Consider the following 25566-nt stretch of genomic DNA (forward strand, 5'->3'; position numbering starts at 1 on the left):
GCGCCCCCGAACCACGATCCCGTTGCCAACGCCAGATGATCGGCGATCACCAGGCATCGAAACAAATCCGCAACAGAGCCTTGACAACGGATCACGCCGACTTGGACGCTGTGAACGCTCACAGTCCGCGCTACCGACCGGATCTCAGGAGAGCACCTATGCTTCGCGACAAGACCAACTCTGGCGGCCCCCAGCAGTTCGGGCGCCGCACCTTCCTTCGCGGCGTGGCCGGCATCGGCGCGGCCGTGACCCTGCCGGCCCTGCTCAGCGCCTGCGGCGGCGACGAAGAGGCATCGGCACCGCCGAAGGGCGACCCCGACGCACCGGCCAACCTCACCTTCTGGACGTGGACCACCAACATCGAAAAAGTGGTCGACATCTGGAACGCCAAGAACCCCACCCAGAAGGTCACGGTCAGCCGGCAGGCCCAGGGCGAGGAACTGATCACCAAGGTGCTCACGGCCCACCGGGCCGGCAACGCACCCGACCTGATCCACGCCGAGTACCAGGCCCTGCCCGTGCTGATCACCAACGGCGTGACCGCCGACCTCACGGAGCTCGCCGGCACCATCAAGGGCGAGTTCACCGAGGGCACCTGGGGCCTGACCTCGTTCGGCGGCACGACCCACGCGATCCCGCAGGACGTCGGCCCGATGATGCTCTACTACCGCGCCGACCTGTTCGACAAGCACGGCCTGACCGTTCCGAAGACCTGGGACGAGTTCGCGGCCGTGGCGCGGCAGGTGCGGGCCAAGGACAGCAAGGCCTACCTGGCCACCTTCTCCTCCGGCGACCCGGGCTGGTTCGCGGGGCTCGCCGAGCAGGCCGGCGCCAACTGGTGGGCCAACGACAACGGCACGTGGTCGGTCACCATCAACGACGAGCCGACCAAGAAGATGGCCGCGTTCTGGGGCGGCCTGGTCAACGAGGGCGTCCTGTCCGGCAAGCCGATGTACACGCCGGAGTGGAACAAGGAGATGAGCGACGGCACGCTGCTCGCCTGGCCCAGCGCCATCTGGGGCGCCGGTGTGCTCGAGGGCGTCGCGCCCGGCACCAAGGGCAAGTGGGCGATGACCGCGATGCCGCAGTGGGACAGCGCCTCGGCCACCACCGGCTACTGGGGCGGCTCCGCGACGGCGATCTCGGCCAAGTCCAGCCAGCGGGCCCAGGCGGAGAAGTTCGTCAAGTGGCTCAACACCGACCCCGAGGCGACCTCCGCGATGATCAAGGAGGGCGGGATCTACCCGGCCGCGATCAGCGGGCAGTCGTCGCCGGCGCTCTCGGCTCCCCCGGCGATGATGCCCAACCAGCCGACGTTCTACGCCGACGCCGCCGCGATCGCCAAGACCGCGCGCGGCTTCTCCTGGGCGCCGAACGTCAACGTCACCTACAGCAGCTACAGCGACCTGTTCGCCAAGGCCATCGCCGACAAGGCCGACTTCGGCGCCGCGGTCGACCAGCTTCAGGCCGCGTCCGTGGCCGACCTGAAGAAGCAGGGCTTCCAGGTCAAGGGGGCCTAGCCGGTGACCACCCTGTCCACCGGCCGGCGGCCGGCACGGCGGCGCGGCGGGTCAGCCCCGTTCGTGCTGGTCGCGCCGGCCGTCGTACTCCTGGTGACGTTCCTGCTCGTCCCGATCGGCTACACGGTCTACCTCAGCCTGCGTGCCGCGCGGGTCACCGGAGGCGGGCTCGGCCGGCGGGTCGAGCAGTTCGTCGGGCTGGAGAACTACCGAGGTGTGCTGACCGACTCGGCGTACCTCGACGGTGTGGTCCGGATGCTCGGCTACGGCGCCGTCGTCGTGCCGGTCATGCTGGGCCTCGCGCTGCTGTTCGCGCTGCTGCTCGACACCCCACGGGTCCGGCTCACCCGGACGACCCGCATCGGCATCTTCCTGCCGTACGCGGTGCCCGGGGTGATCGCGTCCCTGCTGTGGGGCTTCATGTACCTGCCCAGCGTCAGCCCCATCCGCGCGGTGCTGGAATCGGTGAACCTGCCGGCGCCGGACTTCCTCGGACCGTCCACGGTGTTCTTCTCCATCGCCAACATCGGCGTCTGGGGCGGCGTCGGGTTCAACATGATCGTCCTGTTCACCGCGCTGCGCGGCATCCCGGGCGAGATGTACGACGCGGCCCGGGTCGACGGCGCCTCGGAGATCCAGATCGCGCTGCGGGTCAAGATTCCGCTGATCGCGCCGGCGCTGGTGATGACCGGCATCTTCTCGATCATCGCCACGCTCCAGGTGTTCAGCGAGCCGGCGGTCATCCAACCGCTGTCCGACTCGATCCCGTCGACCTGGGTGCCGCTGATGACGATCTACCGCGACGCGTTCGTCAACAGCGACATCCACACCGCGGCCGCCGCCTCCGTCGTGCTGGCGTTGGGCACGCTCGCACTGTCGATCGTTGTGCTGACCGTGCTGCAGCGCCGAGCATTCAGGAGCGACCAGTGAGCCGCAGCCGTTTGCTGCCCACCGCCATCCTCGTGCTGGGCGCGCTCTACTGTGTCGGCCCCGTGCTCTGGGTCGCGATCGCCTCGACCAAGGGCCCGACCGAGCTGTTCACGACGTTCTCGTTCTGGCCCAGCTTCGAGGGCGGCTTCTGGTACAACCTCACCCACCTGCTGCGGTACCAGGACGGCATCTACCTGCGATGGGCCCTCAACAGCCTGCTGTACGCCGGTGTCGGCTCGGTGCTGTCCGTCGCGGTCTCGGTGCTGGCCGGCTATGCCCTGGCCAAATACCGGTTCCCCGGCCGGAACGTGCTCTTCTACGTCATCCTGGCCGGGGTGCTCGTCCCGCAGATCACCCTCGCGGTGCCGCAGTACCTGCTGATCTCCGAGCTCGGCCTGGTCAACTCCTACTGGTCGGTGCTGCTGCCGAGCATCATCAGCCCGTACGGCATCTACCTGGCCCGGATCTACGCCACCGCCGTGGTGTCCGACGAGCTGCTGGAGGCGGGCCGGATCGACGGCGCTGGTGAGTACCGGCTCGCCTGGTCCGTCGGCCTGCCGCCGATGCTGCCGGGCATGGTGACACTGCTGCTGCTGCAGTTCGTCGCGATCTGGAACAACTTCCTGCTGCCGTACATCATGATCTCCGACGGCGACCGCTTCCCGATGACCGTGGGGCTGTTCACCATGCTCAACGTGAGCACCAGCCAGCCGGTTCTCTACTCCCTGGTGGTGATGGGGGTCTTCCTCTCCGTCCTGCCGCTGATCGCGCTTTTCCTTTTCCTGCAACGGTTCTGGCGGATCGACATGATCTCCGGCGGACTGAAGGGCTGAGCACATGACCGAAGCGGCACTGCCGTTCCCGTCCGGCTTCGTCTGGGGTTCGGCCACCGCGTCGTACCAGGTGGAAGGGGCCGTCGACACCGACGGCCGGGGACGCTCCATCTGGGACACGTTCTGCGACGTGCCGGGCGCCATCCTGAACGGTGACACGGGTGCGGTCGCCTGCGACCAGTACCACCGTTACCCGGAAGACGTCGCGTTGATGGCCTCGCTGGGGCTCGGCGCCTACCGGTTCTCGGTCGCCTGGCCGCGCATCCAGCCCGACGGCCGGGGCGCGCCCAACCAGAAGGGGCTCGACCACTACCGGCGGCTGGTCTCGACGTTGTTGGAAAACGGCATCACGCCGTACGTGACGCTCTACCACTGGGACCTGCCGCAGGCCCTGCAGGACCGGGGTGGCTGGCCCGAGCGGGACACGGCGTACCGGTTCGCCGACTACGCGGAGATCGTCCACGACGCGCTCGGCGACGTGGTCGAGCACTGGATCACCCTCAACGAGCCGAAGGTCTCGAGCCACGCCGGGTACGGGAGCGGCATCCACGCGCCCGGCATCCGCGACCTGGCCCAGCGCGACCGGGCGGCGCACCACCTGCTGCTCGCGCACGGCCTGGGTGTCCAGCGGCTGCGTGCCGCCGGGGCGCGCCAGGTGGGCATCACGCTGGACCTCAGCCCAGTCGACCCGGCCAGTCCGGCCGAGGAGGACGTCGCCGCCGCGCGGCGGGTCGACGCCGACAGCCACGGTCTGTTCCTCGAACCGATCCTGACCGGCGCGTACCCGGCCGGCGTCATGGATCCTTCGGTTGTCGCTGCTGGCGACTTTGATCTGATTGGCGCTCCGCTGGATTTCCTGGGCGTCAACTACTACCGGCGGATGCTGGTGCGGGCCGCGCCTTCCGGGCACCTGCGGGCCGAGACCGTGCTCCCCTCCGGGACGCCGGTCACCTCCGTCGGCTGGCCCGTGCAGCCCGAGGGGTTCCGCGACCTGCTGGTCGGGCTGTCCGCCCGCTATCCGGGGCTGCCGCCGATCTACATCACCGAGAACGGGGCCGCTTTTCCCGATGCCGTCGGCGCCGACGGCCAGGTACACGATCCGCTGCGGGTCGACTACCTGCACCGGCACCTGCTGGCCCTGCGGTCGGCGATCGAGGCGGGCGTCGACGTGCGGGGCTACTTCGTCTGGACGTTGATCGACAACTTCGAATGGGCGGAGGGCTTCAGCGCCCGGTTCGGCATCGTCTACGTCGACCACACCGATCAGTCCCGAGTGCCCAAATCCAGTGCAACCTGGTACGGCCGGGTCGCCCGATCGAACGCCGTGCCGCCCCCGCTGCGCGCTGACGTGGGAAACTGACCGCGCCCGATCCACCGCAGCCTGAGGATTCGTTGTGGCCGACGCGACAGACACCACCGACCCCTCGCCGCACCCGAAGTCCCGGGGTGCGGCAAGGCGGGCGCTGCGCCGCGGTCCCACGATCGACGACGTGGCCGAGGTCGCGGGCGTCTCCCGGGGCACGGTGTCCCGGGTGCTCAACGGCGCGCACTACGTCAGCCCGGGCGCGCTCAAGGCCGTCGAGCAGGCCATGCGGACCACCGGCTACACGGTCAACCAGAGCGCCCGGAGCCTGGTCACCAAGCAGTCCAACGCGATCGCGTTCGTCCTCTCCGAGCCGCAGGAGCGGCTGTTCGAGGACCCGAACTTCAGCGTCCTGCTCCGGTGCTGCACCCAGGCGCTGGGCGAGCAGGACTTCAGTCTCGTGCTGATGCTGGAGTCCAGCGCCGACGAGCGCGACCGGGTCCTGCGGTACGTGCGCGGCGGCCACGTCGACGGCGTCCTGCTGATCTCCGCCCACGCCGGCGACCCGTTCATCGGCGACCTCGCCCGCGGCGTGCTGCCCGCCGTGGCCTGCGGGCGGCCGGCCGGGCCGGGCATCCCCTACGTCGCCGCCGAGGACCGCCAGGGCGCCCGCGAGATGACGCAGTACCTCGTCGACCAGGGCCGCCGCCGGATCGGCATGATCGCCTGCTCGCCGGTCGTCGGCGGCCCGGAGCGGCTGGCCGGCTACCGCGACGTGCTGGGCCGCAAGGCGCTCAAACGCCTGGTGGTCGACGCGGCCGACTACAGCCACGCGGCGGGTGTCGCGGCGATGCGGGAGCTGCTGGCCGCGAGCCCCGACATCGACGCCGTCTTCGCGGCGTCCGACCTGCTGGCCGCCGGCGCGATCGACGAGCTGCGCCGTTCCGGCCGGCGGGTCCCGGACGACGTCGCGGTCGGCGGGTTCGACGACTCCCGGATCGCCCGCGAGACCGACCCGCCGCTGACCACGATCCGCCAGCCGCTCGAACAGGTCGCCCGCGAGATGGTCGACGTGCTGCTGCGCCTGGTCCGCCGCGAGCCGGCGTCGTCCCGGCTGCTGCCGACGGAGCTCGTGGTCCGCGCGTCAGCCTGATCCTGGACAGCGTCGTTATCGATGCGGTTGAATACTGGGAGCGCTCACAGAATCTTCTTTCGGAGGGCCCCCATGGTTCGACGTTTCGTGGCTGTCGCCCTGGCTGTCCTGACGGTGGCCGCCAGCTCGGCCGCGGCGAAGCCTGCCACCCTGTCGAATCCTGGCTTCGAGTCCGGGGCCGCGGGCTGGACCACGCGTGGTGACCGGTCCGCCGCCGTCGTCGAGGCCGGCGGACACAGTGGAGAGTCGCGGTTGGCCCACGCGGCGGGTGGCCGGGTCGAGACCGCGCAACGGCTTTCGGGCCTCGCGAACGGCGACTACACGCTGCGGGCCTGGGTGCGCTCGAGCGGCGAGTTCGCGTCCCTCGCGCTGCGGGACTGCGGCGGGGCCGATCGGCGCCTCGCGGTGCCGCGTACCGGTGGCGCCTCCGACCCCTGGGTCCAGGTAGCGCTGGGCGTACGGGTGACCCGGCACGCCTGCACGATCGTGCTCGCCTCGTCCGGCGGGCCGGAAGGATGGGTGCAGATGGACGACGTCTCGCTCGCGCGCGGCAGCCACGACGGCCGGCTGGCGATCCGGGGCGCCGACGTGTCCCACCTGACCAAGAACGTCGACCACGGCGCGGTCTATCGCGACGCACACGGCCGCGTAGCTGATCCTTTGCGGCTGCTGTCCTCTGCCGGCGTCAACTACGCCCGACTCAAGGTCTGGGTCGACCCGGTAGACGGCTACAACGACAAGGCCGACACGCTGCGCAAGGCCCGCTGGGCGAAAGAGCGCGGAATGAAGCTGCTGGTGGACTTCCACTACTCGGACGCCTGGGCCGACCCGGGCAAGCAGAACAAGCCGGCGGCCTGGGCTGATCTGCCGTTCGAAGACCTGAAGCAGGCCCTCTACGACCACACGTACGAGGTCCTGTCGGCGCTCCGCGCCCAAGGAACCCCAGCCGCGATGGCCCAGGTAGGCAACGAGATCAACGGCGGTCTACTGTGGCCGGACGGCCGCTGGGACAACTGGGACGGCCTGGCCGCGCTGCTAACGGCAGGCGCGACGGCAGTCCACGCCGCGTCGCCAGGAACCAAGGTCGTCCTACACCTGGCCGAGGGAGGCAACAACGGCGGCCACCGCTGGTGGTTCGACAACGCAACCAGCCGAGGCGTCCCCTTCGACGTGATCGCCGTGTCCCATTACACCTACTGGCACGGCACCCTGGGCGCCCTCCAGGCGAACCTGCTGGACCTGACCACCCGCTACGGCAAACCCATCATGGTCACCGAGACGGCGTACGGCTTCACCACCGCCGAGCAGGACCACGAGGCAAACATCTTCACGCAGGCCCTGGCGGACACAGCCGGCTGGCCCGCCACACCCGCCGGCCAAACCCGAGCGCTACGCGACCTGTGCACCACAGTAGCCGCGGTCCCGGGCGCCCTGGGCGTCTTCTACTGGGAGCCAACCTGGACCGCAGTCGACGGAGCCGGCTGGGACCCAGCGGACCCAACCTCAGGCGACGGCTGGGAAAACCAGGCCCTGTTCGACTACACCGGCCGGGCCTTGCCAGCCATGCGAGTCTTCTCAGAGTTCTGACGGACCGCGGGCGCCCGGCCCCAGGACGACCGAGCGCCCGCCACCGGCCCCAGACCGACCACCCCACCCGCCGGCGCAAACCAACCGAGCACCCGGCCCAAGGCCTCACCAACCGAGCGCCGCGCCCGCCGGGCTCCAGGCCGCCCGACCACCACGCCCGCCGAGCAGAGGCCCCCGCCCCGCCGGCCAGCCCGAGGCGTCCTGGAAGAACGCCGTCCGACCGACCGCCCCGCCCGCGGGCAGAGGCCAAACGCCCCGCCCGCCAGCCCCGGGCCGAACCACCGCGGCTCCCGCCGGCCCCACTGCCGCACCACCGCGGCTCCTGTCGGCCCCACTGCCGCACCACCGCGGCTCCCACCGCCCCCCGGGCCGAACCACCGCGCCGCCCGCCGACCCCCTGACCGAACGACGGCCTCACGCCGACCAAGCGCTCGCGGCCGGTCGGCCGGCCCGACGCCACTCTCTCGACGCCGCACACCACCACCGGTCGCCCTTGCACGGCGGCTTTGCTCTGCACCCATATACGCACCACCTGTTGGCTCGCTACGGTGATGCGTCGATGGAGGCAGAGGCAAGGATCCGGCTGATCAGGCCCGATCCGCTCCAGGCCGGCGTTGCACCAGTTGCCTGGCTACCGGTGGTGCGTATATGGCTGCAGAGCAAAGCAGCTCGAAGTGGGTTTGGTCTCGTGTGGTCTGGTCAGTTTTGCCGCGCCCCGGCCAGGGTTGTTTGCGGTGCCGTCGGTGGCTTCGGGTGGGTCGACGGGCGTAGCAGTGCCAGGATCGCGACGCCTGCCAGGGCTGCGACGACCGCGCTCACCACGAAGATTCGGTCCAGGCCTGCCGCGTATGCCGCTCGCAGCACCCCCTCAGGCGCCTGGCCCAGCAGGTCCGCGTATCCCCCGCCCGTGAGTCGCTGCGCCACCTCCGGCGGCGACGTCACCGCGCCCGTCAGCACCGACTCCGACCGGGCGGTCACGATGGTGGCCAGGATCGGCAGGGCCAGCGCGTACCCCAGCTGCCGGAACGTGTTCGACGCCCCGTTGGCCATGCCGGCCCGTTCCGGGGGTACGACCGACAGCGCCGCCGAGGCCAGTACCGGTGTGCTCAGGCCTACGCCGACGCCCGTCACGCACAGGCCCGGCACCAGGGCGATCCAGCCGGAGTCCGGGCCGACCAGCGTGCACAACGCGGTGCCGGCGGCGACGAGCAGCAGGCCCGACCCGATGCTGTAGCGCGGCGCGACCCCGTGCAGCAGGCGGCCCCCGGCGCCGGCTACCACGAAGGCCACCACCGCCATCGGGGCCAGCACCAGGCCCGCGCTCAGCGCTCCCAGGCCCAGCACCGACTGCGCCCACAGCGAGACGAAGACCAGGTTGGCGAAGGCCGCCGCGGTCAGTGCCGCCGCGCCGAGCATCAGCACGGTGAACGCCGGGCGCCGGAACAACGCCAGGTCCAGCATCGGGTCCGGGCGCCGCCGTTCCACCGCGACGAAGACGCCCGTCGCCAGCACGCCCGCGACCAGCGCGCCGACCGTGAGCGGGTCGGTCCAGCCGGCGCTGCCCGCCCGGATCAGGCCGTAGACGACCAGGGTCGCGGCGACCGTGAAGCTACCGACGCCCGGCAGGTCGATCCGCCCGGCCGGGCCGCGCCCGCCCGGCAGCGCGATGCGGGCCAGCAGCACGGCCAGCGCGGCGACCGGCAGGTTGACCAGGAAGATCGAGCGCCAGCCCACGTACTCCGTGAGCACTCCCCCGAGGATCGGCCCGGCGGCCGCGGCGGCGCCGTTCGCCGCTCCCCACAACCCGAACGCGACCGAGCGGTCCCGGCCCGTGTAGGTCACGGACAGCAGCGCGGCGTTGGTGGCCAGCATGGCGGCGGCGCCGATGCCCTGCACGCCGCGGGCCGCGATCAGCGCGCTGGTGTTCGGTGCCAGGCCGCAGGCCAGCGAGGCGGCGGCGAACACGACCAGGCCGACGACGAAGACCCGCCGCCGGCCGAGCCGGTCGGCGAGCGAGCCGGCCGCCATCAGGAGGGCCGCCAGCACGAGGACGTACAGGTCGACGGTCCACTGCAGGGCGGCGAACGAGGAGTGGAGCTCGCGGGCCAGGTCGGGCGCCGCGATGCTGACGATGGTCAGGTCGACCAACAGCATGAAGGTGCTCAGCGAGACCGCGAGCAGGGGCAACCATTTGCGCATGGTTGGCAACGCTGCCTGCTTCCGGGCCTGATCGGCGTACGCAGGCGGTCAGGCGGCGGAATCCGACGCGCGCTAGGGTCTTGACGGTGGATCCACTCACGCTCGACGACCTCGACCGCAAGCTCGCCCACGCTCTCCAGGTCGACGGCCGGGCGCCGTTCAGCCGGATCGCCGCCGTGCTCGGCACCTCCGACCGCACGCTGGCGCGTCGCTACGGCCGGCTGCGGGAAGCCGGGGCCCTGCGAGTGGTCGGCGTGCCCGACGCGGCGACCCTCGGCCACGTCGACTGGCTCGTCCGCATGCGGTGCACGCCCGACGCCGCCGTGCCGGTGGCCACCGCGCTGGCGCGCCGCGCCGACACGTCCTGGGTCCAACTGCTCTCCGGCGGCACCGAGATCACCTGCATCACCCGGACGCGCGCCCAAACCGCCGATGGTGACCTGCTGCTGCAGAAGCTTCCGCGTACGTCGCGCGTCACCACCGTCGCCGCCCACTGCATCCTGCGGGCCGTGGCCGGCACGAGCGGCTGGCCGGGCCGCACCGCCGCCCTCGACCCGGACCAGATCGCCGCACTCGCACCGGAACAGGCGGCGCCGACCCCACCGGTCGCCCTGACCGCCGCCGACAACCAGCTGTTCGCCGCGCTGGCCAAGGACGGCCGCGCCGGCTATCCGGCCCTGTCGAAGGCCACCGGCTGGTCGGAGACGACCGTCCGGCGCCGGATCGCGCATCTGACGGCCGCCAACGCGCTCTACTTCGACGTGGAGATCGAGCCCGTGCTGTTCGGCTACACCGCCGAGGCGTCACTGTGGCTGACGGTGGCACCGGCCGCGCTGTCCACCGTCACCGCCGCCCTGGCCACCCACCCGCAGATCGGCTTCGCCGCCGCCACCACGGGACCCTCCAATGTGGTGGCGTCGGTCATCTGCGAGAACCTGGACGCGTTGTACGACTACCTCGCCAACAGCATCGGCGCCCTCGACGGAGTGACCCGGGCCGAGACAGCACCCGTCGTACGCCGCATCAAAGGCCCTGGAACCGTGCTCCTGCCCTAGGGTCGCTCTCATGGATGCGACCGACACGGCCGTCGAGCCGTTCCTGGATGCGATCGCGGACGAGCGGCGGCGCGCCGACGCCCGGGCGTTGTCCGCGCTGATGGCCGAGGTCAGCGGCGAGCCGCCGGCGCTCTGGGCTGCCGGCATCGTCGGGTTCGGCAGCTACCACTACCGCTACGAGAGCGGCCGGGAGGGCGACGCTCCCCTGGTCGGCTTCGCGCCGCGCAAGACGCAGCTGGTCGTCTACCTGGTCGGCGGCTACGAGGCCCGCTACCCGCAAACCCTGGCCCGCCTCGGACCGCACAAGACCGGCAAGGGCTGCCTCTACCTCAAACGGCTCGCCGACGTCGACGACAGCGCGCTGCGCGAGCTCGTCGACCGCACGGTCCGCGTCCACCGCGGCATCGGCGTCTGACGCGCCGGACACCCCCGGCGGGGCCGAGGGTGTCCGGTTGCTCGGGTCAGGCCACGCGCCTCCGGCGCAGGGCGACCAGGCCGAGCCCGGCGACCGTCAGCGCGCCGCCGATGCCGGCGAGTTGCGGCAGGGTCAGGCCGCCGACTTCGGGGCCCGTGATCGGCAGCATGCCGCCCGTGGCCGGGCAGGTCTGGGCCAGGTCGAAGGTGCCGTCCGTGCCGGTGACCACCGCGGTGGCGGTGATGATCGAGAACGGGTTGACGAGCTCCCCGGACGCGTTCAGGCCCGCTGAGGTGCGGATCCAGGCCCGGTCGCCGACGATCGCGCGGTCACCCGCCGGCGCGGTGGTGATCGTCTCGGTCTGCGGGCCGCCCTCCGTGGCGAACTCGATCGTCACCGAGCGGAACTCGCCGGCTCCCCGCGGCGCCGCGAAGACCCAGACGTCTTCGCCCGCGAACGGGCCGCCGCCCAGGTTCGGGTCGCAGCGGTTGACCGGGAACGCCGCCGCGGTCTTGCCCGTGTCGGCGGGATCGAGGTGGACGGTGGTGTCGGCCCAGGCCGGTGCGGCCCCGAGCGCGATCATGGCCACCACGATGGCGGCGCCGCCGAGTCGGGCTAGTACGGATATTTTCACAAGATCACCCCAACTGCCTTGTATGCGGGTAAAGCTCATGAACAGGGCGCGACCCGCTGTCAGGTAACCATGTGGGCCCGATCTTCGCGGGCCTTATCAGGAGTCGACGTGATTTGTGCCCGAAAATGGCGGTACGTGATGAGATGAGATGTGCGGAAAGGTGGGGAGGACCGGCGCAGCACCGCAGGTGTGACGCGGGCCCTGTTCGCCACCGCGGCGCTGGTCGTGGTGATCGCCGGCATGAAGACGGCCGGCGGTCTGCTCGGCCCGATCCTGCTCGCCCTGATCCTGGTGATCACGCTGAGCCCGATCCGCTCGGCGCTGGCCCGCTACGTGCCCGGCTGGCTGGCCACCACGGTTCTGATCATCGTCCTGTACGGGATTCTCGCCGCCGGTGTGGCCTCCCTGGTGGCGGCCGGCATCCAACTCGCGTCGCTGGCGCCACGATATTCGGACCGGGTCAGCGACATCGTCAACGACGTGCAGGCCTGGCTGCAGGACCTCGGGGTCGAGGCCAACGACGCCGAGCAGCTCGTCACCCGGATCGACCCCAGCACGCTGGCCAACATCGCCCAGACCGCGGCCGGCGTGGTGCTCAACCTGCTGACCAACATCGTCTTCCTGGTGACCCTGCTGCTGTTCATGGCTGTGGAGACGGGCGGCTACCCGAGCCGGATGGCCCGCGCCGACCTGTTCCGCCCGTCCCTGACCCGGGCGCTGCGCCAGTTCGTCAGCGGCACCCGCCGCTATCTCGTGGTGTCCACCGTGTTCGGCCTGATCGTTGCCGTGTTCGACGGCATCGCCCTGTGGATCCTGGGCATTCCGCTGGCCACGCTGTGGGCGGTGATCGCGTTCGTCACCAACTACATCCCGAACATCGGCTTCGTCATCGGCCTGGCGCCACCGGCGGTACTCGGTCTTCTGGAAGGCGGGGTCGGGCTGATGATCGCGGTGATCGTGGTCTACAGCGTCATCAACTTCGTGCTCCAGTCGATCATCCAGCCGAAGATCGTCGGTGACAGCGTCAACCTCTCGGTCACGGTCACGTTCCTGTCCCTGATCTTCTGGACCTTCATCCTCGGCGGCGTGGGCGCCGTCCTCGCCGTCCCGCTCACCCTGCTGGCCCGCGCCCTGCTGGTCGACGCGTCACCGGGCACCCGCTGGGCCGACATCTTCATAGCGGGCAGCGGCAGCCTGCGCGGCGAGGCGACCTGGCGGGCCGGCCAGGAACCGACGGGCCGGCGCCGCTGGATGATCGGCCGCCGCCGGCCCCAGAACCCTTGGCAGAAGTGATCAGGCGAGCCGGACGCTGAGCTGCCAACCGAGCTCGCGGTAACCCAGCGCCCGGCCCACCCGGCGGGAGGCCTCCGGGCGGGCGCGCCACTGCGCCAGCAGGCCGGCGGCGAGCGCGTGCTCGGTGGCCGCGGCCGCCACGGCTCGCGCCAGCCCCAGGCCGCGGTGGCCGCGCGCCGTCAACACGCACACGTGCGCGGCGCCGCCCGGCCAGCGGTGGTAGCCGGCGGCCGCGACCACCACGCCCCGCGCGCGGACCACGTACGCGGGCGAGGTGACCTCCGCCAGCCCGGACTCGTCGGCGTCGGCGGCGGGGACCGAGGCCAACAGCGTCCGGAGGTCCGCCCGGTCGCCGACAACCACGTCGCGGCCCACCGGAGGGCGGAAAGCGGACGGGTCGAGATACGCGAGCGTTGCCGGCCCCAGCGTCTCGGCGGCGGGCAGTTCGTCCACGAGTGCGGCCGGGTCGTCCCAGGACCGGAGCCCCGCCAACGCGAGCGCCGCCGCGGAGTCAGGAACGGTCGCGATGGCCGCTCCCCCGAGCGAGACCACGCCGGCCCAGCCCGGTGGACACAGCATCGACAACGGCGACACGACGACATCCGCCGGTGACGCGAAGGTGGCCGGTGCCCCGGCCAGGGTCACCCAGAGCGTGCGGGCCCGTGACAGCAGAAGGTCATCGACCACCGTCGCATCGTGACATGGGGTGTCCACATCGCGCCATGTCCGCTCTGCGGCAGGCCTCGGTTACACGAACATGAATATTCGGACTCCAGGATGCGTGCAGCGAACCACCGCGCGAAGGAGTCCTCATGTTCAGTCGTCTGCTCGTCGGCGTCCTCGCCGGCGTGGCGGTCCTGCCCGGGGCGGCGATGGCCAACGGTCCCGCACCCGGGAACCCCGCAGCCAAAAGCCAAAGCCAGAGCCAGGGCGCCCAGATCACCCTCGTCACCGGCGACACCGTCTCGCTCGTCCAGGCAACGCAGGGCCGATTCGCCGCCAGCGTCGCGCCGGCGCCCGGCCGTGAGCGCGTCACCTTCCACACCCTGGAGGTCGACGGCGGCCTGCGGGTCCTGCCCAGCGACGCCGTCCCGCTCATCGAGGCCGGCCGGCTCGACGTGGACCTCTTCGACGTGCAGAAGCTGATCGCAGACGGCTTCGGGGACGCGACGGCCAAGACCCTCCCGCTGATCGTGCGCGGTGGCGCGGCAGCCCAGCGCACCGCCCCGAACCTGCCCAGCATCGGCGCGAGCGCGATCGCCCCGGCCAAGGCCGACCTCGCCGCCTTCTGGCGGGCCCAGACCGGCGCGACAGCCCGTACCACCGGCGCCAGCACGATCTATCTCGACGGCAAGGTGACCGCGAGCCTCGACCGCAGCGCCGCGCAGATCGGCGCCCCGCAGGCCTGGCAGCGCGGGCTCGACGGCCGCGGCGTCAAGGTCGCGGTGCTGGACACCGGCGTCGACGCCACCCACCCCGACCTGGCCGGCCAGATCATCGAGGCGCGCAACTTCAGCGACAGCGCCGACGCGGTCGACCACCACGGGCACGGCACCCACGTCGCCTCCACGATCGCCGGCACCGGCGCCGCGTCCAACGGCAGCCGCAAGGGCATCGCGTACGGGTCGCACCTGCTCGTCGGCAAGGTCCTCGGCGACACCGGCAGCGGCTCCGAGTCGCAGATCATCGCCGGCATGCAGTGGGCCGTCGACAGCGGCGCCAAGGTCGTCAGCATGAGCCTCGGCGGCGACCCGACCGACGGCCTGGACCCGATGAGCCTGGCCGTCGACGAGCTCAGCGAGCGCAGCGGCGCCCTGTTCGTGATCGCGGCCGGCAACGCCGGCGGCACCTCCACGGTCGGCTCGCCGGGTGCGGCCCGCAGCGCGCTGACCGTCGGCGCCGTCGACCGCGACGACAAGCTCGCCGAGTTCTCCAGCCGCGGCCCGCGCCTCGGCGACCAGGGCGTCAAGCCGGAGCTCACCGCGCCGGGCGTCGACATCGTCGCGGCCCGCGCGGCCGGCACGACGATGGGCAGCCCGGTCGACGCCCACTACACGGCGGCCTCGGGCACCTCGATGGCCACCCCGCACGTGGCCGGCGCCGCCGCGATTCTCGCGCAGGAGCACCCGGACTGGAGCGGCGCGAGAATCAAGAACGCGCTGGTCAGCACCGCCCAAACCGCAGAAGACCTCAACGTGTACGCGCAGGGCGCCGGCCGTGTCGACGTCGCGCGGGCCAGCGCCCAGGCCGTCACCGGCACCGGCGTCGCTGACTTCGGCCTGCACACGGTGGGCGAGACGCCGACCAACGGCACCCGGACCATCACGTACACGAACAGCGGGGACGCCCCGGTCACACTCCAGCTGGCCGGGCCCGACAACGTGCAGCTGAGCGCCACCACCGTGACCGTGCCCGCCAACGGCACCGCCACCGTGGACGCGACCGTGGACTTCGCGACGCTGCCGCTCGGCACGCTCAGCGGCTGGATCACCGCGACCGCGACCGGCGTCAAGGTCACCACCGCGGTCGGCGCGGTCAAGGACGGCCCCACCCACCACGTCACCGTCCGGGCGATCAACCGGGCCGGGGCGTCGGCCTCGCTGCCCGTGCTGACGATGTTCGGCGACGACGCCCGCAACGACCTGCTCGGCTGGGCGTCCGAGGGCGGCGCCACGTTCGAGGTCCGCGAAGGCACGTACATCCTGCAGGGTGTGCTCGAGGACGGCCCCCGCAGCGACGAGCAGGCCACGCTGCTGACGATCCCGGAGCTCACCGTCGACCGTGACCTCGAGGTCGTCGTCGACGCCCGCAAGGCCAGGCCCATCAAGATCGAGACGCCCAAGCCGGCCGAGCAGCAGGCGGTGCTGAGCTACTACGTGCACCGGGTCACCGGCACCGGCCGCTCCATCGCGCACGGCGTGATGCACTTCAGCAACATCCGGCAGGTCAACGTCGTGCCGACCAAGGCGGTCCGGGCGGGCAGCTTCGAGTTCTCGTCCCGCTGGCAGCTGGTCGCGCCGATGGCTGTCACGACCGTGCCGGGAGCCAAGGGCCCGCTGGACCTCAACCTGATGGGCAACTCCCCCGCGTACGACGGCACGAAGCGCTTCGAACTGGCCCGCGCGGGTGACCGGAACGTACGCGGCAAGGCGGTCCTGATCCCCGTCGACGACCAGGACGAGCTCACCAAGATCGACGCGGCGGCCCGGGCCGGCGCGGCGGTCGCCCTGGTGGTCCGGCCACCGGACTTCTCCACCTGGACGTCGTGGACCCCCGAGGGCGACCGGCTGCCGATCGTGTCGCTCGTGCTCGACGAGCCCACCGCCGCCAAGCTGGCCCACAAGTCCCAGCTGACGCTGACGCTGACCACCTCGAGCCCATACCTCTACGACGTCGTCCAGGTCTCCCCCGGTCGCATCCCGGACCAGGTGGTGCACAAGGTGACGCCGGCCAACAGCCTGCGGGTCACCACCGACTACGCGGACAACGGCGGCTTCGACTGGGTACGCGAGCAGCGGTTCGGCTGGCGCCCCTGGCAGGAGTACGCGTGGAACGACGCCTCACGCGACGCCCGTACCCCGTCGGTCCGGGAGGAATGGGTGTCGGCCGGGGACTCGCTGTGGCAGCACTACGTCTCCGACGGCTACCCGTGGGGCTGGGGTCCGCTGCAGAGCGGCTTCCGCGACACGCCCCACGCGGTGAAGGCCGGCCGGACCACCGAGAGCTGGGGTACTCCGGTGGTCCGGCCCTCCGACCTGGGCTCGACCCGCGCCGGTGACGTGCTGCGCCTGCGGGTGCCGGCGCTGGTCGACCACGACGGCCACTACGCCCACCTGGGCGGCACCGAGGTGGCGGCCACGCTGTGGCGCGACGGGGCGGTGCTGGCCGAGCTTCCCGACGGCTGGCAGGACGTGGTCACCACGCCAGGTTCGGCGGCCTACCGGCTGAAGGTCACCACCGCCCACGGCGGCGACGACTGGACGGTGGCGACGCGCACGGACACGCAGTGGTCGTTCCGCTCGGCCGCGGCCGGGGACCTGCCGCTGCTGAGCGTCGACTACGACGTGCGCCGCGACGGTGTGGCGTTGGACTTCAACGCCACGCTGCGCACCCTGCGGGTCGACGTCTCCACCGACGACGGCGCCACCTGGCGCCAGGCGACGGTGCGCGCCGGGGTGGCGCTGGTGCCGCACGGCCACAGCGCGGTCTCGCTGCGGGTGCGGGCCACCGACCGCGCCGGCAACACGATCGACCAGACGGTCATCCGCGCCTACCCGCGGGGCTGACCGGCCGGTCCGCCGGGGCTGCGAGCCAGCCCCGGCGGGCCGCCTGGAACGCCAGGCCGGTGCGGGTGTCGACGCCCGCCAGGGCCATCAGCCGGTCGAGCCGGCGCTGCACGGTGCGCTTGCTCACGCCGAGATGGGTGGCGATCGACTTGTCCGGCAGGCCGGAGACGACCAGCGACAGCAGCAGCACGTCGGCCTCGCCGAGATCCTCCGCCGGGTGGCCGTCGGCCCGCAGCGGCGTCGCCCGTTCCCAGAAGCTCTCGAAGAGCGCGACGAGGGCGTCCAGCAGCTCGCTGGAGCGGATCAGCGCCGCCGTCGGCTCGCCCAGGTCCCGCGCCTCGTCCGGGACGAGCGGGCAGATGGCCAGCTCACCATCGGCGATGGCCAGCCGCACCGGCAGCGTCGGCAGGCTGCGCGCCTCCTCACCAGCCGTCATCGACTCGAGGATGCTGGGCAGCTCGCCGGGAATCTCCAGCAGCGCCCGCTCGTAGATGGCCCGGTAGCGCACTCCGCGGGCCAGCGCCGTGTCCTCCTCGGTGTTCTCCGGCCCGGGCATGGCCAGGGGGTTGGCGCGGCAGAACCAGAGGATCTCCTTGCGGGCGCCTTCCTGCATCTCCCGCAGCCGGCCGCGCAGGGCGTCCCGGCCCACGATCACCTCGACCAGGCGGTCGGCGTCGCGGCGGCGGCTGTGGCGGCGGAAGTCCTCGCTGAGCGCCGCGACGGTCCGGCGGGCGTCGTCGAGCACCTCCTGGCGGCGCAGCAGGGCGTCGCCGAGCGCCACGTCGGGCGCCAGCGGGCGGAACACGGGGCCCGCGCTGACCAGCCCTTTCGCGTGCAGGGCGGTCAGCAGCGTCCCGGCCTCGTCGGCCGGCACCTCCGCGGACTCCGCCAGGCCGGCCGCGTCGGCCGCGCCGAGGCGGACCAGCAGCCGGTACGCGTCCTGCTCGCCCGGCGAGAGCAGCTCATCCATGCGGGCCACTGTACGAACGCGCTGTTGATCATGCGGAGGCCAGGTCAGTTGTGATCAACAGCACTGGCTGGATTAACCAACCATGGCAGTAGGTTAAGTCGAGTTGTTGCCGCCTGCCCGTGAGGATGAACGACCGTGCCCACGACCCCCGCTTCCGCCGCGGTGCTCGACCGTGCCCGCGCCGGCTGGCCGGCCTGGCATGCCGCCCGGCTCGAGCGGGTCGCCGGGCCCGACGGCAACCTCGCCCTGGTCGAGACGATCTGGGGCGCGGCCGTGCAGGACCACCCGGGCAGTGTGCCGATCGAGCGCCGCGACCTGCGCACCGGGGTCGTCTTCCACGGGGTGCGCCGGTTCGACGCCGACTCGCCGGCCATCCGCCATTTCGAGACCATCGACGCCTACCCGTTCGACCCGGACTGGGTCGTCGAGGCGCGGTTCGTGCCCCACGACCCGCCCCGGCTGGTGGCCTTCGAGCACCTGCGCGACAACGGGCTGACCCGGGACCTCGCCGTGCCGGGCGACATCCTGTTCACCCTCGACGGCGTCGACTACGCCTTCGACGCGTTCGACGACGAGGGGACGCTGCTGCTGGTCTTCGGCGACGAGACCAACGGCATCACCACGTACGAGTCGGGCCGCTTCCTGATCGTGCCCCGCGAACCCGGCGACGACCGGGTCGTGCTCGACTTCAACCGGGCCTACGTGCCGCCGTGCGGGTTCTCCGGGCAATACAACTGTCCGATGCCGCCGCGGCAGAACCGTTTCCGCAGGGCCGTGCTGGCCGGCGAGAAGCAGCCGATCTTCCGCGACGGCTTCCAGGTGCACTGAGTTCCCCCTCTCTTTTCTTTGAATGCCGGAGATACACACGTGAAGAAGCAACGAATCGCGCTGCTCGGCGCCGCCCTCGCGACCGCCGTGGCGCTGGCCGCCTGCGGCTCGGGCGGCGGCAGTGGGTCGAGCGCCGGCGCCGCGCCGGACGCCAACGCCGTGGTCCAGGTCGGCTCGCTCTACGAGCCGCAGAACCTCGACAACACCGGCGGCGGTGGCCAGGGCGTCACCGAGGCGTTCAACGGCAACGTCTACGAAGGACTGTTCCGGCTCACCGACGACGGCAAGGTCGAGCCCTTGCTGGCGGCCTCGAACACGGTCAGCGCCGACGGCCTGACCTACACCTTCACCCTGCGCGACGGCGTGAAGTTCCACTCGGGCAAGGCCCTCACGTCCGCCGACGTCAAGTACAGCATCGAGAAGGTGCTCGCACCCGACTCGAAGTCGGCCCGCAAGAGCAGCTTCCCGGAGATCAAGTCGATCACCACGCCGGACGCTCGCACCGTGACCGTCACCCTTGCCGCCCGGTCGATCTCCTTCGTCTACAACCTCAGCTACGTGTGGATCGTCAACGACCAGGCCGGCAACCTCGCGGCCAAGGAGGACGGCACCGGTCCGTACACGTTGGACGGTTGGAAGCGCGGCTCGTCCCTGACGCTCAAGAAGAACCCGAGCTACTGGGGCACACCCGCCAAGAACGCCGGCGTGGTGTTCCACTACTTCACCGACGGCAGCGCCCTCGACAACGCGCTGCTGACCAACGCCGTCGACGTGGTCACCAGCGAGCAGAACCCGGACGCGCTCGCGCAGTTCACCGACAACCCCGCGTACAAGGTGAACGACGGGCACTCGAACACCAAGCTGCTGCTGGCGTTCAACGACAAGGTCGCGCCGTTCAACGACGTCAAGGTGCGCAAGGCCGTCAGCTCCGCGATCGACGACAAGAAGCTGCTCCAGTCGATCTGGGGTGACCACGGTTCGCTGATCGGCTCGATGGTGCCGCCGACGGACCCCTGGTACACCGACCTGACCGGGGTCAACGCCTACGACGTCAACGCCGCCAAGGCGCTGCTCGCCGAGGCCGGCCACCCGAACGGCTTCACGTTCACCTTGGACACCCCGAACTACGACCCGCACCCGACGGTCGCGGCGTTCGTCAAGTCGGAGCTGGCCAAGGTCGGCATCACGGTCAACATCAACGTGATCACGCCGGACCAGTGGTACACGAAGGTCTACCAGAACAAGGACTTCACGGCGACGCTGCAGGAGCACGTCAACGACCGGGACGTCGTCTGGTACGGGGATCCGAACTTCTACTGGGGCTACGACAACCCGCAGGTCACCGCCTGGATCAAGCAGGCCGAGCAGGCGGGTTCGGAAGCCGAGCAGACCGAGCTGCTCAAGAAGGCCAACCAGCAGATCGCGGCCGACGCGGCCAGTGACTGGCTGTACCTCTACCCGCAGATCGTGGTCGCCTCGACGAAGCTGTCCGGCTACCCGGTCAACGGCCTCAACTCCCAGTTCTACGCGTACGGCATCACCAAGGGATGACCCGCTACCTGGTGCGCCGGGCGGCGCTGCTGGTCGGCACCCTGCTGCTCGCGAGCGTGGTGCTGTTCCTCCTCCTGCGGCTGCTGCCCGGCGACCCGGCCAACGCCCTGCTGTCGGTCGGCGCCACGCCCGACCAGGTCGCCGCCGCCCGGCACCAGATCGGCACCGATCGGCCCCTGCCCGCCCAGTTCGGGCACTGGCTGAGCCAGTTGGCGACGCTGCACTTCGGTGACTCGTTCGTCAGCTCGCTGCCGGTCGGCCCGGAGATCGTCAGCCGGCTGTCGGTGACCGTGCCGCTGACGCTGGCCGCGTTCGTGCTCGCCGTGGTCGTCGCGGTGCCGGTCGGTTTCCTGGCCGCGCACCGCGCCCACACCTGGTACGGCGCGCTGGCCGGGCTCGTGTCGCAGCTCGGCATCGCCGTACCCGCGTTCTGGCTGGGTCTCCTGCTGGTGTGGGTGTTCGCCCTCAACCTGCGGGTGCTGCCGGCCGGCGGCTTCCCACCCGACGGGTGGTCGTCGTTCCCCGACGCGTTCCGTGCCTTGGTGCTGCCGGTGGTCACCGTCGCCGTCGTCATGGCGGCATCGCTGATCCGGTACGTGCGGTCGGCCACCCTCGACGTGCTCGGCAGCGACCACCTGCGCACCGCCCGCGCGCTCGGCTCGTCGTTCCCCGGCGCGATGTGGCGACACGGCGTACGCAACGCCGCCGTGCCCGTGGTCTCGGTCCTCGGCATCGAACTGGCCACCACGTTCCTCGGCGCCGTCGTCATCGAGAGCGTGTTCGCGCTTCCCGGTCTCGGCAGCATGCTCGTGCGCGGGATCGCCCAGCACGACTACCCGGTGATCCAGGGCGTGCTGTTCGTCAGCACGCTCGCGGTGCTGGTCGTCGGGTTCCTCGCCGACATCGCGCAGCGGCTCATCGACCCGCGCCTCCGCGGCGGGATCGCCCGATGAGGCGCCGCGTCTTCCTCGTGACCGGCATCGTGCTCGTCGCGCTCGTCCTCGCCGTCGCGCTGGTGTCGCTGTTCTGGACACCGTTCCCGGCCGCCGACACCACCGGCGGCCGGCTCGAAGGCCCCGGAGCGCACCACCTGCTCGGCACCGACAAGCTCGGCCGCGACCTGCTCACCCGGCTGATGATCGGCGCCCGGATCGCCGTCGCGGTCGGCCTCGGCGCCGTCGCCCTTGGCGCGGTGCTCGGCGGCCTGGCCGGGCTCCTCGCGGGCTTCGCCAACCGCTGGCTCGACGACACCCTCGCGGCCCTGCTGGACATCCTGATCGCGTTCCCGACCCTGCTACTGGCGATGCTCGTCGTCGCCGCCCGCGGCGCCTCGCTCGCCTCCGCGATCGTCGCGATCGGCCTGGCCATGTCGGCGATCGTCGCCCGCCTCACCCGGGTGCTGGTCAAACGCGTGCTGGCGATGGACTACGTGACCGCGGCCCGCACGTCCGGCGTGAGCTGGCCCCGGATCGTCACCGCACACGTGCTGCCGAACATCTGGCCCACCCTCGCCGTCAACCTCGCCCTTCAGTTCGGGCTCGCGGTGCTCGCCGAAGCCAGCCTCTCTTACCTGGGCCTCGGCCCGCCGCCGCCGAACGCGTCGTGGGGCCGGCTGCTCCAGGAGGCCCAGTCCACGGTCCTGACCGCGCCGACCGGGGCCATCGCACCCGGCGTGCTCCTGGTCGTCCTGGTCGTCGGCGTCAACCTGCTCGCCGACGGCCTGCGCGACGTCGCCGACCCGACCCGAAGGGGGCACCGATGAGCCTGCTGACGGTCTCGGACCTGACGGTGTCCTCCGCTGACGGGCGCACGCTGGTCGACGGTCTTTCGTTCTCCGTGGGTCGCGGCCACCGCCTCGGGCTGATCGGCGAGTCCGGCTCGGGCAAGTCGCTCACCACCCTGGCCGTGGCCGGGCTGCTGCCGCCAGGCCTGCGCGCGTCGGGCACCGTGCTGCTCGACGGGACGTCGGTGCTCGGCGCCCCGGAGCGCTCGCTCAACCGGCTGCGCGGGCGGGTCGCGGCGGTGGTCTTCCAGGAGCCGTCGACGGCCTTGGACCCGCTGATGCGCCTCGGTCACCAGGTGGCCGAGCCGCTGCGCCGGCACCAGGGCCTGCGGGGCGCCGCGTTGAAGGCCGCCGTCCTCGCGTCGCTGGAGGAGGTGGCGCTGCCCGCGCGGGTCGCGCGCGCGTACCCCCACGAGGTCTCGGGCGGCCAGCGCCAGCGCGCCGCGATCGCGATGGCCCTGGCCTGCCGGCCCGCGCTGCTGATCGCCGACGAGCCGACCACCGCGCTCGACGTCACCGTGCAGGCCGAGGTGCTGGCCCTGCTCGACCGGCTGGCGACGGCGCACGAGATGGCGCTGCTGTTCGTCAGCCACGACCTCGCCGTCGTCGGCAAGGTCACCGACGAGGTCGTGGTGCTGTCGGCCGGGCGGGCGGTGCGGACCGGCCCGCTGCGGTCGGTGCTGGCCGACCCAGGCGACGCCTACACCGCGGCCCTGGTGGCCAGCGCCCGCCGCCTCGACGAGGCCCTCGGAGGTGCGTTGTGATTCTCGAGGCCCGCGACGTCGGCTTCCGCTACCCGTCGGGCGCACCGGTGCTCGACGGTGTGTCGTTCGGCGTGACGCCCGGCCGCAGCGTCGCCCTGGTCGGTGAGTCGGCAGCCGGCAAGACCACGCTGCTGCGGCTGCTGCTCGGCCTGCGCCGCCCGACGTCCGGTGCGGTGCTGTTCCAGGGCGCGCCGCTGCCGACCGGGCACCGCGCGGCCCGCGAGTTCCGGCGGCACGTCCAGACCGTGTTCCAGGACCCGTACTCCTCGTTGGACCCGCGCCAGAAGGTCTCGCGGATCGTCGCGGAGCCGCTGCGGGCGGTCGGTTTCACCGACCACGAGCCCCGGGTCTCCGCGGCGCTCGACGCCGTCGGACTGCCCGTCGACGCGGCGGACCGCTACCCGCACGAGTTCTCCGGCGGCCAGCGCCAGCGGATCGCGATCGCCCGCGCCATCGCGGTCGAGCCGACGGTGCTGCTGGCCGACGAGCCCGTCAGCGCCCTGGACGTGACCACCAAGGTGCGCATCATCGACCTGCTGGCCGAGCTACGCGCGACCCGGGGCCTGACCCTGGTGCTGGTCTCCCACGACCTGGCCGCGGTGGCCAGCCTCTGCGACGAGACGGTGGTGCTGGAACGGGGCCGGGTGGTCGAGCAGGGCCCGACCGGTGCGGTGCTCGGCAGCCCGCGGGACGCGTACACCCGCAAATTGATCGCGAGCATTCCCCGCCTGCCCTGAGGCATCCTGTAAGGATGGATCAGAACGTCGAGGACGTGCGCGCGGCGATCGCGCGGGCCGACTGGCCACGGGTCAAGGCGCTGCTGCACCCCTTGCTGCTGGTCGGCGCGGGCGTGCTCGTCTTCGCTGTCGACGTCTGGACCTGGCTCTTGGTGCGCGGGGACCGACGGCTGACTCACAGCCCGTAGCGCTCGATGACCCCCGGCCACCAGTCCGGTTCGCCGAAGCGCAGGCCGTAGCGTTCCGTCAGGTCCCCCCGCGCCGTCCGCGACCGGCCCGGCGGCGATAGCCTCGGCGACCTCGCGGAAGAAGTGCTCGAACCGGGAACGGATGCTCGACAATGGAGAGTGCCCCGCCGGTGTCGTGACCCCACAGCTTGAACTGCACCCCGATCGAGCCGAGCTCGCCAACGAGCCCCTCGCCCGGCCGCACCACCGTCAGCGGCGGCGGATCTGTCTCCACAGGACCTCCCGTGCTAGAGACCTTTCGGGGTCGGGGTGCGGGCGGGTCCAGCGGGTGGGCGCCGGGTCACCGTGACACGCCGCCTAATGGCACCCGGGGCACGCCGGGTCGGGGGGTGGTTTGCCGGGTGTCTTGCGGGTCGTCTTGACGTGTGTGTGAGATCTGATCGGTGGTGTGGCTGCGTGATGATCGGGTGTGGCTGGTCTGGGCGACACGCCGTGACCGAACCAGCTCGGCTGCACCCGATCTTGGTGTCGGGGTGCCGTCTCCTTGATAGTCCTCACCCGATCATGGGCATTCGCGGGGATCGCCAGGGTTGGGGGGTTCGGCTGCCGTGCGGGAACGGTCCACGCCTGCGATCTAGGTAAAGGATTGCGGCTCCGGCAGCTGTTACGGGCGCATTCTTACCAAGATCTGCTGGGTGTTGGCCGTCACGCGGCGTGTCGTGAGCCATGGGGCGGCGCGGCGCGGTGACCTGGAGCCCGCCTACACCCCGACCCCGACCCCGAAAGGTCTCTAGATCGGGACGACGCGGTAGTGGGTCGTGAGCCGACGGTCGTCGTCGAGCAGATGGTAGGCCAGCATCGGCGGCAGGTCCTGGTCAATTGTGGCGGTTGGCTCGAACGGCAACCGGAACGTCGACACCACGCCGGGCGCGACCAGCAGCGGCCGACCCGCGAACGTCGTCGCGCCCGGCGTGTGGGCGTGGCCGCAGAGCAGCGCCACGACGTTGGGATGGGCTGCGACCACCGCGGCCAGGCGGTCGGTGGCGAGCTGGCGGCTCTGGTCCGCGAACGGCAGCCCGAGCACGACAGGCGGGTGGTGGAAGCAGACGAAGGCGGGGAGGTCTACTGCGGCAAGCTCGGCGTCGAGCCACTCCAGTGTCGAGTCCGCGAGCAGGCCGTCGTGCTGGCCGGGAATGCTCGAGTCGCACATCGCGAACAGCGCCCCGCCGACGCGGTGGGCGCGGTTGACCGGCGCGTCACCCGCCGACTCGCCCAGCAGGACCTTGCGGTACGCCCCGCGGACGTCGTGGTTGCCGGGGCAGAACAGCACCGGCGCGGGCAGGTCGCGGCACAGTTCCCGGGCGACCGCGTACTCCCCCTCCTCCCCATGGTCAGCGATGTCGCCGGTGATCAGCACGACGTCGGGTGCCGGCTGCAGCCCGGCCAACTCCCGCACGACCCGCTCGACCCGGTGCCGGCTGCGCTCCCCACCGTCGAGGTGCAGGTCACTGAGCTGCGCAATGATCATGGCGCCGCG

22 protein-coding genes are annotated in these 25566 nt (G+C 71.6%); 17 read left to right on the top strand and 5 right to left on the bottom strand.

Annotated elements, in window-relative coordinates; translation table 11 throughout:
• Positions 1 to 158: 158 nt before the first annotated feature.
• The 6 genes from CHC05_RS31380 (at position 159) to CHC05_RS31405 (ending at position 7326) form a co-directional block, all read left to right on the top strand.
• Positions 159 to 1520 (top strand): ABC transporter substrate-binding protein, encoded by a 1362-nt coding sequence (locus CHC05_RS31380; RefSeq protein WP_089254246.1) that lies wholly within the window; start codon positions 159 to 161, stop codon positions 1518 to 1520.
• Positions 1521 to 1523: 3 nt separating this feature from the next.
• A complete protein-coding gene (locus tag CHC05_RS31385) occupies positions 1524 to 2450 on the top strand; it encodes a carbohydrate ABC transporter permease (RefSeq protein WP_245871306.1) in 927 nt (308 codons plus the stop codon).
• Entirely contained in the window at positions 2447 to 3283 is an 837-nt protein-coding gene (locus CHC05_RS31390) for a carbohydrate ABC transporter permease (protein ID WP_218824741.1), read from the top strand. Before CHC05_RS31385 ends, CHC05_RS31390 begins: the two co-directional genes overlap by 4 nt.
• 4 nt (positions 3284 to 3287) lie before the next feature.
• Positions 3288 to 4643 (top strand): GH1 family beta-glucosidase, encoded by a 1356-nt coding sequence (locus tag CHC05_RS31395; RefSeq protein ID WP_089254247.1) that lies wholly within the window; start codon positions 3288 to 3290, stop codon positions 4641 to 4643.
• Positions 4644 to 4677: 34 nt separating this feature from the next.
• Positions 4678 to 5739: a LacI family DNA-binding transcriptional regulator gene (locus CHC05_RS31400; protein ID WP_218824742.1), complete on the top strand. Its 1062-nt coding sequence runs from the start codon at positions 4678 to 4680 to the stop codon at positions 5737 to 5739.
• Between the two features lie 72 nt (positions 5740 to 5811).
• The gene (locus CHC05_RS31405; RefSeq protein ID WP_089254248.1) at positions 5812 to 7326 is read left to right on the top strand and encodes a glycosyl hydrolase 53 family protein; all 1515 of its coding nucleotides are present in this window, start codon (positions 5812 to 5814) and stop codon (positions 7324 to 7326) included.
• 699 nt (positions 7327 to 8025) lie between these two features.
• Here the strand turns inward: CHC05_RS31405 and CHC05_RS31410 are convergent.
• Positions 8026 to 9525 (bottom strand): MFS transporter, encoded by a 1500-nt coding sequence (locus CHC05_RS31410; RefSeq protein ID WP_089254249.1) that lies wholly within the window; start codon positions 9523 to 9525, stop codon positions 8026 to 8028.
• Positions 9526 to 9611: 86 nt separating this feature from the next.
• Between CHC05_RS31410 and CHC05_RS31415 the strand changes: the two genes are divergently transcribed.
• The gene (locus CHC05_RS31415) at positions 9612 to 10580 is read left to right on the top strand and encodes an Lrp/AsnC family transcriptional regulator (protein WP_089254363.1); all 969 of its coding nucleotides are present in this window, start codon (positions 9612 to 9614) and stop codon (positions 10578 to 10580) included.
• 10 nt (positions 10581 to 10590) lie between these two features.
• Positions 10591 to 10995 carry a DUF1801 domain-containing protein gene (locus tag CHC05_RS31420; protein ID WP_089254250.1) on the top strand — a complete coding sequence of 135 codons (405 nt, stop codon included), beginning with the start codon at positions 10591 to 10593 and terminating at the stop codon, positions 10993 to 10995.
• 46 nt (positions 10996 to 11041) lie between these two features.
• Here the strand turns inward: CHC05_RS31420 and CHC05_RS31425 are convergent, their stop codons facing one another.
• Positions 11042 to 11578, bottom strand: a complete 537-nt coding sequence (locus CHC05_RS31425; protein WP_089254251.1) for a hypothetical protein — start codon at positions 11576 to 11578, stop codon at positions 11042 to 11044.
• Positions 11579 to 11818: 240 nt separating this feature from the next.
• On the opposite strand from CHC05_RS31425, the gene CHC05_RS31430 reads away from it, so the two are divergent.
• Positions 11819 to 12922: an AI-2E family transporter gene (locus CHC05_RS31430; protein ID WP_089254252.1), complete on the top strand. Its 1104-nt coding sequence runs from the start codon at positions 11819 to 11821 to the stop codon at positions 12920 to 12922.
• Here the strand turns inward: CHC05_RS31430 and CHC05_RS31435 are convergent, their stop codons facing one another.
• Positions 12923 to 13609 carry a GNAT family N-acetyltransferase gene (locus tag CHC05_RS31435; RefSeq protein ID WP_089254253.1) on the bottom strand — a complete coding sequence of 229 codons (687 nt, stop codon included), beginning with the start codon at positions 13607 to 13609 and terminating at the stop codon, positions 12923 to 12925. It abuts the gene before it with no gap.
• Between the two features lie 125 nt (positions 13610 to 13734).
• Between CHC05_RS31435 and CHC05_RS31440 the strand changes: the two genes are divergently transcribed.
• Positions 13735 to 17208: a S8 family serine peptidase gene (locus CHC05_RS31440; RefSeq protein ID WP_089254254.1), complete on the top strand. Its 3474-nt coding sequence runs from the start codon at positions 13735 to 13737 to the stop codon at positions 17206 to 17208.
• Here the strand turns inward: CHC05_RS31440 and CHC05_RS31445 are convergent.
• A complete protein-coding gene (locus CHC05_RS31445; protein ID WP_089254255.1) occupies positions 17183 to 18178 on the bottom strand; it encodes a helix-turn-helix domain-containing protein in 996 nt (331 codons plus the stop codon). The two genes, CHC05_RS31440 and CHC05_RS31445, sit on opposite strands and share 26 nt — an antisense overlap.
• A gap of 135 nt (positions 18179 to 18313) precedes the next feature.
• Here CHC05_RS31445 and CHC05_RS31450 point away from each other — a divergent pair, with 135 nt between their 5' ends.
• From CHC05_RS31450 to CHC05_RS41770, 7 genes are read left to right on the top strand one after another with little or no spacing between them, the layout of a single operon-like run.
• Positions 18314 to 19006 carry a DUF1684 domain-containing protein gene (locus CHC05_RS31450; protein ID WP_089254256.1) on the top strand — a complete coding sequence of 231 codons (693 nt, stop codon included), beginning with the start codon at positions 18314 to 18316 and terminating at the stop codon, positions 19004 to 19006.
• Positions 19007 to 19045: 39 nt separating this feature from the next.
• Positions 19046 to 20557 (top strand): ABC transporter substrate-binding protein, encoded by a 1512-nt coding sequence (locus tag CHC05_RS31455; protein WP_089254257.1) that lies wholly within the window; start codon positions 19046 to 19048, stop codon positions 20555 to 20557.
• Positions 20554 to 21510, top strand: coding sequence for an ABC transporter permease (locus CHC05_RS31460; protein ID WP_089254258.1), 957 nt, complete (start codon positions 20554 to 20556; stop codon positions 21508 to 21510). Before CHC05_RS31455 ends, CHC05_RS31460 begins: the two co-directional genes overlap by 4 nt.
• Positions 21507 to 22319: an ABC transporter permease gene (locus CHC05_RS31465; protein WP_089254259.1), complete on the top strand. Its 813-nt coding sequence runs from the start codon at positions 21507 to 21509 to the stop codon at positions 22317 to 22319. The genes CHC05_RS31460 and CHC05_RS31465 overlap by 4 nt, the downstream gene beginning before the upstream one ends.
• The gene (locus CHC05_RS31470) at positions 22316 to 23104 is read left to right on the top strand and encodes an ATP-binding cassette domain-containing protein (RefSeq protein ID WP_089254260.1); all 789 of its coding nucleotides are present in this window, start codon (positions 22316 to 22318) and stop codon (positions 23102 to 23104) included. The genes CHC05_RS31465 and CHC05_RS31470 overlap by 4 nt, the downstream gene beginning before the upstream one ends.
• Positions 23101 to 23841, top strand: a complete 741-nt coding sequence (locus CHC05_RS43180) for an ABC transporter ATP-binding protein (protein ID WP_089254261.1) — start codon at positions 23101 to 23103, stop codon at positions 23839 to 23841. The genes CHC05_RS31470 and CHC05_RS43180 overlap by 4 nt, the downstream gene beginning before the upstream one ends.
• 14 nt (positions 23842 to 23855) lie before the next feature.
• Positions 23856 to 24029 (top strand): hypothetical protein, encoded by a 174-nt coding sequence (locus CHC05_RS41770; RefSeq protein WP_179266467.1) that lies wholly within the window; start codon positions 23856 to 23858, stop codon positions 24027 to 24029.
• Between the two features lie 790 nt (positions 24030 to 24819).
• Here the strand turns inward: CHC05_RS41770 and CHC05_RS31485 are convergent.
• Positions 24820 to 25557, bottom strand: coding sequence for a phosphodiesterase (locus CHC05_RS31485; protein WP_089254262.1), 738 nt, complete (start codon positions 25555 to 25557; stop codon positions 24820 to 24822).
• Between the last annotated feature and the right edge of the window lie 9 nt (positions 25558 to 25566).

Source organism: Asanoa hainanensis, assembly GCF_900188485.1.
Classification (GTDB): domain Bacteria; phylum Actinomycetota; class Actinomycetes; order Mycobacteriales; family Micromonosporaceae; genus Asanoa; species Asanoa hainanensis.